Below are 2,428 nucleotides of genomic sequence, written 5' to 3'. Positions count from 1 at the left end.
TGTTGTTGTTGAAGACATAGAGGCGCAAGTTTATCTAAAAAAATTAGGCCATGAGTTAACTCAGTTCAGCGAAAACCCTGATAAGCATTTTGATTTTTTCCTATTAAACGATAACAGTATCAATGCATTTGCAGGCTCTTATGGCTATATTGGCGTACATACCGGCATGTTGTTTAGTTCCGAATCTGAGGCGGAGCTTGCAGGCGTATTGTCGCACGAAATATCTCACGTGACGCAAAACCACTTAATGCGCTTTAGTGAAAAAACCGATAAGCAAACCTACATTATGTTGGCTGGTATGTTGGCTGCCGCGTTGGTTGATAATTCCAACGCTTCACAAGCCATTGCCGCTTCTACCGTTGCAGGCACAGCACAGCAAAATATTAATTTCACCCGTGAACATGAGTGGGAGGCTGATCGGGTTGGTACCACCATGTTGTCAAAATCAGGTTTTAATCCTAATGGCATGGCACTTTTTTTTGAGAAATTAGAAGATGATCCTAATGCTATTGAGTTTTTACGCTCACATCCGCTCAGTGTTAATCGTATTGCCGATGCGCAGTCGCGCTCAAGTCGATTGAGCGGTAGCTATCGTGAAGATGCTTTTGAATATATTACTACTAAAGCTCGTCTTTATTACCGTCAACATAAGCGTATTAAGCTTGATAAAACTGACGATGTGGCATTGTATATGCAAGCTTACGATGCTTTCGAATTGCAACAATACGCACAAGCGAAAAGCTATATTGATCAGTTATTATTGGTTAATGATAAAAATCCAACCTATATTTTAGCGGGGAGGGTTTATTCAAAGCTGGAGCAATTAGAGCAGTCACAGCAATACTTCTCGCATGTTATTGATACTGAGTCCGGTGCTTATTTTGCTGCACAAGCCTATTTGGACAACGATCAAACGCAGCAGGGTATTAGCTTGTTAAGGCGGTATCTGAAGCGCCATGAAGGTACTTATTTATCACACAAATTGCTATCGTCTTTGTATGTGGCAACTGGCCAATTGGATCGTGCACATATTCATAATGCCAAAGCTTTAATTCGCCAAGGCAAGCTTGATGAAGCGGTTACTCGTTATGAGCGTGCCAAAGCAACGACGCGCTCACAAGATTTATTTGATGTGATTGAGGTTGAGATCGAGCGCTTAGAAAAACGCATCGATTTGTACAAAGAATTATCTTAGTGAGTTTTAAGCACCAACGACTTTAACGCCATTTGGTGTGCCTAATAGCAGCACGTTGGCACCACGATTAGCAAACAATCCATTAGTCACTACACCAACAATACTGTCTAGTTCAGTTTCCATCGCTTTAGGATCGGTAATTTTTAAGCCTTCAACGTCTAAAATTAAATTACCGTTATCCGTAACAAAGTTCTCTCTAACAAATGGCGTGCCGCCAATACGACGTGTGATTTGATGTTTTACATAGTTAGCTGCCATTGGAATTACCTCAACAGGTAGTGGAAAGTCACCCATTACCTTAACAAGTTTTGACTCGTCCGCAATACAAACAAATTTGTCAGCCACAGCAGCCACGATTTTTTCACGTGTTAATGCACCACCACCACCTTTGATTAGGTTTAAGCCGTCGTCTGATTCATCAGCGCCATCAATGTAAACTGAAATTGCTTCAACTTCATTTAGATCAAATACCTTAATACCGTGACCTTCTAAGCGCTCTGCAGTTGCAACTGAACTAGCTACTGCGCCTTTAATGTCGTCTTTCATTGTTGCGAGCGCATCAATGAAAAAATTAGCTGTTGAGCCGGTGCCCACGCCTATAATAGTATCTTTAACCACGTATTTTAGTGCCTCTTGTGCCACGGCAAATTTCATTTCGTCTTGAGTCATAATGTGCTCCATAAAATCTAAATATTCAATCAATTATACACGATGAAAAAAATCATTCTTGCTAGCAATAATAAGGGAAAAATTAGGGAATTTAACACCATGCTGTCCGATATTTACGAGGTGGTTTCTATGAGCGATATGGGCGTTGAAGAGGTGCCAGAAATTGGACTAACGTTTGTTGAAAATGCCCTGATTAAAGCGCGTAATGCTAGTGAGCAATCAGGCTTGCCAGCATTGGCAGATGATTCTGGCATTGTGGTCGATGCACTTAATGGTGAGCCAGGTATTTATTCGGCGCGCTATGCCGGTAATCATGGCGACGATGAGGCTAATACGCAGAAAATTCTTGATGAAATGGCTGATGTGCCTGATGGTCAGCGTAGTGCACGATTTTGGTGCGCCATTGTATTTGTTGAGCATGCTAATGATCCAACCCCGATAATTGTTCAGCGTGGTTGGGAGGGTGAAATTCTGCGTGAAAAAGTTGGTGAAAATGGTTTTGGCTATGATCCAATTTTTTATGTGCCAACCCGGGGTTGTGCGTCAGCTGAGTTAGCGCCTGAA

At 41.8% G+C, this 2,428-nt stretch carries 3 protein-coding genes; 2 read left to right on the top strand and 1 reads right to left on the bottom strand.

Annotated features, from left to right (window positions below):
- Positions 1–1,195 (top strand): M48 family metalloprotease (locus PSN35_RS06460; RefSeq protein WP_300031083.1); only part of this gene is annotated, 1,195 nt, incomplete at its 5' end.
- Positions 1,196–1,201: 6 nt separating this feature from the next.
- On the opposite strand, the gene rpiA is transcribed toward PSN35_RS06460, so the two are convergent.
- The gene (rpiA, locus tag PSN35_RS06455) at positions 1,202–1,864 is read right to left on the bottom strand and encodes a ribose-5-phosphate isomerase RpiA (protein WP_300031080.1); all 663 of its coding nucleotides are present in this window, start codon (positions 1,862–1,864) and stop codon (positions 1,202–1,204) included.
- A gap of 42 nt (positions 1,865–1,906) precedes the next feature.
- Here rpiA and rdgB point away from each other — a divergent pair.
- Positions 1,907–2,428, top strand: a 522-nt coding sequence (gene rdgB, locus PSN35_RS06450) for an RdgB/HAM1 family non-canonical purine NTP pyrophosphatase (RefSeq protein WP_300031077.1), incomplete at its 3' end; no start/stop codon positions are given.

The organism is Candidatus Thioglobus sp. (assembly GCF_028599055.1).
In the GTDB taxonomy this organism is placed as follows: Bacteria; Pseudomonadota; Gammaproteobacteria; order PS1; family Pseudothioglobaceae; genus Thioglobus_A.
The sequence above is the reverse complement of the archived record's forward strand: the minus strand, read 5'-3'. Positions and strand labels throughout refer to the sequence as shown.